The following is a 6,586-nucleotide window of genomic DNA, read 5'->3' on the forward strand; positions in this document are numbered from 1 at the left end:
GTCCTCGTACTGGACGTACTCGGGCTTTCGGCCGGTGCGGCGAGAGTGCGTGCCGGGCGTCGCGACGGGGCGAACGTTGCCTGCCGCGGCACTAGCCACCCTGCGGACTTCCCGGCGACGGCAACACCTCCGCGGAGACGGCGAGCACGCTGCGCAGGGCGGCGGAAGGGTTGTCCCTCCGCCAGGCGAGCGCCGTCCGCAGCACCACGGGTTCGCCCCGCAGCCTGCGGTAGACCAGATCGGGCTGCTGGATATGCATGACGGAGGACAGTGTGAGGGTCACGCCGACCCCCGTCGCCACCATCGCGAGGATCGTGTACGAGTCCGGCGCCTCCTGCACGACCCGGGGATAGTGTCCGGCACCCGCGCAGGCCTCGACCATGGCGTCCCGCAGGCTGGATCCGGCGTTCGCGGGAAAGCTGACGAACGGCTCCCCCGCAAGGTCGGCCACGTCGATCCGTTCCCGCGCCGCGAGTGGATGGTCCGCGGGCAGCGCGCAGACCAGTTCCTCCTCGTAGACGACCCGGGAGTCCACCAGCGGCTGGGTGACCGGAAGCCTGACGAAGCCCAGGTCGAGCGTGCCCTCCACGACCCGGTCGAGGGCGCGGTTGCTGTAGGTCTGGCCGTGCATGACGAGCTCGATGCCCGGATGGGCCGCCCGCACGGCCCGCGCGAGCCGTGGGACGGCGGAGTGGCTGGACGCTCCGGCGAAGCCCACGCTCACCCGCCCGGACTCACCGCGGCCCGCCGACTTCGCCACGCGTACGGCGACGTCCAGATCCTCCAGCACCTGGCGCACCGGCTCCAGGAAGGAGTCCCCGGCGCTTGTGAGGCGCACGGAGCGGGTGCTGCGCTCGAAGAGCTGGACGTCCAGCTCCTTCTCCAGCTGCCGGATCTGCTGGCTGAGCGGCGGCTGAGCCATGTGCAGCCGCTTCGCGGCCCGCCCGAAGTGCAACTCCTCGGCGACCGCGACGAATGCGACGAGGTGACGCAGTTCCACAGCAGCTCCCCGGTCCGGACGGACACGCCCGCGAGTTATCTCTCTGACGTCTCAAAGTAACTCGAATTCAGTATTGGACTCAATCAATCGGCACTGTCAGCGTGGTGGGGCACCATCGCCGAGACGAGGAGCCGTCATGGATAGCCGGACCGACAAGATCATGTCCATGCGGGACGCGATCGCCCGCCATGTCCACGACGGCGACACCGTCTGCATCGAAGGCTTCACGCACCTCATCCCGACGGCCGCCGGCCACGAGATCATCCGCCAGGGCCGCCGCGACCTGACCGTCGTCCGGATGACCGCGGACATCGTGGTCGACCAGATGCTCGCGGCGGACTGCGTCACCACTTTGGTGTCGTCCTTCGTGGGCAACTCCTCGGCCGGCTCGCTCGGAGAACTGCGTCGCCGCGTCGAGGACGGCCGGCTCACCTTCGAGGAGTACAGCCACTACGGCATGGTCTGCCGCTACCTCGCCGGAGCGCAGCGCCTGCCGTTCCACCCCCTGCGCTCCTACGGCGGCAGCGATCTGCCCCGCGTCAACGGCGGTCTTCGGAAGGTGACTTCGCCGTATCCGGGGCCGGACGGCGAGCCGGAGCAGGTGTACGTGGTGCCGCCCGTCCACCCGGACGTCACCATCGTGCACGCCCAGCGGGCGGACCGGTCCGGCAACACCCAGGTGTGGGGACTGACCGGGGTACAGGCCGAGGCGGTGTACGCGGCCCGTACGGCGATCGTGGTCGTCGAGGAGATCGTCGACGACTCGGTCGTCCGCTCCGACCCGAACCGGACGCTGATTCCCGCCCACGCGGTGGACGCCGTGGTCGTCTGTCCGCGGGGCGCGCACCCGTCGTTCGCCCAGGGCTACTACGACCGCGACGGTGCGTTCTACCGGGAGTGGGCGCACATCAGCAAGGATCCGCAGCGCCTGGCCACCTGGCTCGACGAGTGGGTGTACGGCACCGCAGACCACGCCGCGTACGTGGCGAAGCTCGGCAGCGTCCGCTGGGAGTGCCTCGCGGTGGACGAGGCCCTGAGCATCCCCGTCGACTACGGCCGACGCCGCTGAGCGCCAACGCACCGCGCACTTCGACCCCTGCAGAAAGGCTCCCGTCATGACCGTACCCGCCCAGGCGCCCACCTCCTCCGAAGTACTGGCAGTCGTCGCGTCGCGTGAACTCGCCGGAAGGCGAACCGTGTTCGCCGGCATCGGCCTGCCCACCCTGGCCGCCTCCCTGGCCCACCTCACCGTCGCTCCCGCCCTGGAGGTCGTCTACGAGTCGGGAGTATGCGGCGCGCATCCCTCCCACCTGCCGGAGACCATCGCGGACTCCGTCCTCGTCACGGGCGCGGAGGCCGTGATCCCGATGCCCGCCCTTTTCGGCTACGTCCTGCAGGGCGGCCACATCGACGTCGGATTTCTGGGCGCCGCGCAGATCGACCGGTGGGGCAACCTCAACTCGTCGGTGATCGGCGACTGGCAGCGTCCCGACGTCCGACTGCCCGGCTCGGGAGGGGCCGTGGAGGTCATGGCCAACTCCCGGGAGGTGTTCGTGGTCATGCGCCGTCACGAGCCGCGCTCACTCACCGACGCCCTGGACTTCTGCACCTCCCCCGGCCCCGACCGCGCACTGGCGGACGGGATCCGGCCTCGCGGCGCCGGCGTCACCCGGGTCATCACGGAACTGGGCATCCTGGCCCGCGGCGGACCGGGCGAGGAGCTCCGTCTGACGGCCGTCCACCCAGGAGTGACCGTCGACCAGGTACAGGCCGCCACCGGCTGGGAACTGAAGGTGGGCGAGGATCTGACCGTCGTCGTACCTCCCACCGACGCGGAACTGCGCCTTCTCCGCCGCACGGTCGACCCCGACCGGATCTATCTGCGCTGAGGGAGAACGCGCTTCCATCGCATCCTGACCAAGATCCGGACCAGCCACGGACCAGCACGCCGTCAGCCACCGCATATTGCCATGCGTGCTGGACCGGTTCACGTCCAGGACCTGGCAGAGCCGCTTCACCTCGTAGGTGTCCCGGTGGTCGTCGACGAACTGGAGGCGGCTCCTCACCAGTTCGTCTCTCCGGCGAAAGGCCGACTCGGCGCGCTCGGCCTCGGACAACGCGATCGCCACAGCAGAGGGCCCGGAATGCGACATGACGACAGGGTGCTTACCAACCCCCAGGATTTCTGGCGCATGACACCAGGCACCGCCACCGCCGCAGCCCTCACCATCTGGCTCCGAACATGATCGGCCGGACAAGTCCCAGCAGGAGACTCTGCCGACGAGCTACGAACACCCATCATGCGCTCTCGACCACCGAGGCGCCCAACAACCTCTACGTCCGCACCCGAGTCGAGCACGCCTTCGCCCGGATGAAGAACCACAGGATCCTTCCCGACTGCAACTGAGGGCGACTTCGAAAGCGTGCAGCCGGGAGGCCTCGACGTCATGGACCTCCGCCAGGTGCGCCTGGACCCTCGCCGGCGGGTCCAGGAGTGCTTGCCGTTGCGGAGTTGCCGCCGTCCCTGCCCGCCGGATCGCGTTTGTCGTAGCCGAGGTGACCGGTGATCTCGCCCTCCGGGGGCGGACTCCCCCGCAGCCGCTTCGTCAGCTGGGCAGCATGCCGACCTCACCCGTCCGCTGCCGGCCCTCGGCCGGAGCACGGCTCACCGGCTCATCGAGGCATCCTCCATGAGCGAACGATTCACGCGGCAGGAGCAGGCCACGTGCCGGCTTCGCGACGGCGCCGGATCCCGCTCGCCGCACTGGTCCGAAAGCCGGGCAGGCGACCCCGGCTGATCTACCGTCCATGCTGTGACCTGCCTGGGAAAGGCCCGCTGCGGTGGGCAAGGCCGACCGGCCACTCTCAACCGCTCGGTTCACTACAGCGTGGCCAGGAACTTCTCGAGCCGGTCGATGCCTTCGCGCAGGTCGTCCGTCGACGCCGCGTAGGAGAGTCGGACATGTGTGTCCGCGGTGTGTACGCCGAAGTCCCGGCCCGGGGTGAGGGCGACGTGCGCCTCCTGGAGCGCTCGCTCGCAGAACCGCCATGAGGTGAGTCCGGTGCGGCTGACGTCGAAGTAGACGTAGAACGCCCCGTCGGGCGGAACCGGCACCGGCAGCCCGATCCGTTCCAGGCCGTCGACGACGAGGGCACGCCGCTCGGCGAACTCGATACGACGTGCCTCGCAGACCGCAAGCGACTCGGGAGTGAAGCCGGCCAGGGCGGCGTGCTGGGCGGGGGCGGAGGCGCACAGGAAGTAGTTCTGGGCCAGGCGCTCAAGCACCGGCACGAGCGGCTCCGGAGCGACGCACCAGCCCAGTCGCCAGCCGGTCATGCCGAAGTACTTCGAGAAGCTGTTGATGACGACGGCGTCGGGGTCCGACGACAGCGCGCTGCGCGGTGGCCGGCCCTGAGCATCGTGATCGCTCAGATTGAGGTAGATCTCGTCGACGATGCGCCAGGCCCCACGCTCACGGGCGAGGTCGCAGATCGCGGCCAGCTCGTCCGTGGGAACCGAGGTGCCGGTCGGGTTCGATGGAGTCGCGACCATGACGCCGCGCGTCCGGTCCGTCCAGTGCGAGCGCACCGAAGCCGCGTCGAGCTGGAAGCGGGTCTCGGCGGCCGTCGGTACGAGTGCGACCCGGGCGCCGAAGCTCTCCACGATCTGGCGGTTGCAGGGGTAGGACGGGTCTCCGATGAGCACCTCGTCGCCGGGGTCGACGAGCGCGGCGGCGGCCAGGACGAGCGCGGCCGAGGCTCCCGAGGTGACGATGATCCGGGACGGGTCGACCACGACATCGTGCCGGGTCAGGTAGAAGTCCGCGATCGCCTGCCGCAGGGCCGGGAGGCCGAGTGCCGCCGTGTAGGTCATGGGCCTGCCGTCCATGACCTCGCGCATCACGTCCAGGACAGCCGGGGGCGCACCGAAGTCCGGCTCGCCGATGCTGAGTTTGACGACGTGGTGCCCTTGCGCCTCCAGCGCGGCGGCGCGCTTGCCGAACTCCATGGCGTAGAACGGGGCCACGGACTGGGCCCGTTGTGAGATCTTCATGCCGTCACCTCGGTCGGCTCGATGGTGGACAGGAGCGCGAGGACGAACCGGTTCGTCGGGACGTCGATGCCATGGCGTTCGGCGGCGCGTACCACGGCTCCGGTGAGAGCGTCGTGTTCGAGCGGCCGGCCTGCGAGGCGGTCTTCCCGCATCGATGTGGTGCTGCCCGGAGGGACGTGCTGCAGCCAGTGCACGGCACGGTCGACGTGCACCTCGGTGAGGGCCGCGCCGTCGGCGCGGCCCACCTGGATGGCTTCGGCCATGATGTTCCGGGCGATGCGCTCGATCTCGGGATCCCGCATGATGTCGGCGCGTCGGCCGGTCAGAGCGGTCAGAGGGTTTGCGGTGATGTTCGTGAGCAGCTTCGTCCACGCCACCGTCTTCAGGTCGGACTCGACCGACGTGCGCATCTTGCCGGTGTTCAGCTCGTCGGCGAGGGCGATGCCGGCCGGGTCGTCCGGCACAGCCATGTCGAGCGCGCCGGCGCGTCGGAGGATCACGTGCCCGGGTGCGGTGCGCTCACAGTTCAGGTAGACGACGCTGGGCACGATGTGCGCGGGTCCGACGTACGGCAGGACGCGGTCGCGCTGCTCGACGCCGTTCTGCGCGACGAGCACCGTCGCCTCCGGGTGCGCGAGTGCGCGCAGCCAGTCCGCCACGGCAGCCGTCTGGTGCGCCTTCACCGCGACGATCGCGGTGGCGTGTCCCGCGACGTCGGCCGGGTCGGTCACCTGACGAACCGGCCAGGTTTGCGGAACTCCGTCCTCGGTGACCTCGATGTGGTCAACAGGCGCACGCCCGCCGCAGATGGTGATGGGCCGCCCGGTCCGGGCGAGCGCGGAGGCCAGCGAGAGGCCGATCGCGCCCGCGCCGATGACCGCAACGGGTCGCTGACTCGCGAATGGGTTCATGTCGTCTTCCTGGTCGCCATGCAGTGGGTCCTCAGGCAGGGAGCAGACGCGAGAGGACCTGGACCGGACATGCTGGAGGCACGAGCCCGAGCCCGGCCGGAACGGCCTTCCTCAACGGGAACGTCGACCTCGCAAGGTGCCGACACCGGGCTCTGGGGTCTGCAGCAGTTCATTCCACAACAACTCTGTTGGGGGCCGATTTTAGGCGCTGCACTGCGCAAAATGTTGCCTACCTACCCCAGAATTCAGGGATTGCCGGAAAAAATATCCCCGCAATGGCCACTTTCGGGCAAGGATTTCCCCCGCCGCGCGGGTCAGCGGTTGGTCAATCTGAGGGCTCGTTTCTCCACGAAGGCCGCCATACCCTCCTTCTGGTCGGCCAGGGCGACGGCGGCGTGGAACAGTCGGCGCTCGAAGCGGACGCCCTCCGCGAGGCTGGTCTCGAAGGAGCGGTTGACGCTTTCCTTCAGCATCACCGCGGCCTGTTCGGACATGGACGCGATGGTCTCGGCCACCGCCGGTGCCTCGCCTAGTGCCGCGGCAGGCAACGTTTGCCCGTCAAGGAGCGGCGTCCGGTGCGTGCTCTCGGTGTGCCGGCCGGAAGTCCTCGTACTGGACGTA

General features: G+C 69.4%; 6 protein-coding genes. 2 read left to right on the forward strand and 4 right to left on the reverse strand.

Translation table 11 applies throughout. From position 1 onward, the window contains the following. Positions 1-91: 91 nt before the first annotated feature. Positions 92-1,000, reverse strand: a complete 909-nt coding sequence (locus AB0J04_RS44830; protein WP_363174490.1) for a LysR family transcriptional regulator — start codon at positions 998-1,000, stop codon at positions 92-94. A 136-nt stretch (positions 1,001-1,136) separates the two neighbouring features. Here AB0J04_RS44830 and AB0J04_RS44835 point away from each other — a divergent pair, with 136 nt between their 5' ends. Both AB0J04_RS44835 and AB0J04_RS44840 read left to right on the forward strand, forming a co-directional pair. After that, on the forward strand, positions 1,137-2,069 hold the full coding sequence (locus AB0J04_RS44835; protein ID WP_363174491.1) for a CoA-transferase: 933 nt from the start codon (positions 1,137-1,139) through the stop codon (positions 2,067-2,069). Positions 2,070-2,115: 46 nt separating this feature from the next. Beyond that, the gene (locus tag AB0J04_RS44840; protein ID WP_363174492.1) at positions 2,116-2,889 is read left to right on the forward strand and encodes a CoA-transferase; all 774 of its coding nucleotides are present in this window, start codon (positions 2,116-2,118) and stop codon (positions 2,887-2,889) included. 992 nt (positions 2,890-3,881) lie between these two features. Here the strand turns inward: AB0J04_RS44840 and AB0J04_RS44845 are convergent. The 3 genes from AB0J04_RS44845 to AB0J04_RS44855 form a co-directional block, all read right to left on the reverse strand. Next, positions 3,882-5,054 carry a pyridoxal phosphate-dependent aminotransferase gene (locus tag AB0J04_RS44845; protein ID WP_363174493.1) on the reverse strand — a complete coding sequence of 391 codons (1,173 nt, stop codon included), beginning with the start codon at positions 5,052-5,054 and terminating at the stop codon, positions 3,882-3,884. Next, positions 5,051-5,965 carry a 2-dehydropantoate 2-reductase gene (locus tag AB0J04_RS44850; protein ID WP_363174494.1) on the reverse strand — a complete coding sequence of 305 codons (915 nt, stop codon included), beginning with the start codon at positions 5,963-5,965 and terminating at the stop codon, positions 5,051-5,053. The genes AB0J04_RS44845 and AB0J04_RS44850 overlap by 4 nt, the downstream gene beginning before the upstream one ends. Positions 5,966-6,279: 314 nt before the next feature. Next, a partial coding sequence (locus AB0J04_RS44855) for an enoyl-CoA hydratase-related protein (RefSeq protein WP_363174495.1) occupies positions 6,280-6,586 on the reverse strand: 307 nt, incomplete at its 5' end.

It is taken from the genome of Streptomyces sp. NPDC050263 (assembly GCF_040655955.1).
Lineage (GTDB): Bacteria > Actinomycetota > Actinomycetes > Streptomycetales > Streptomycetaceae > Streptomyces.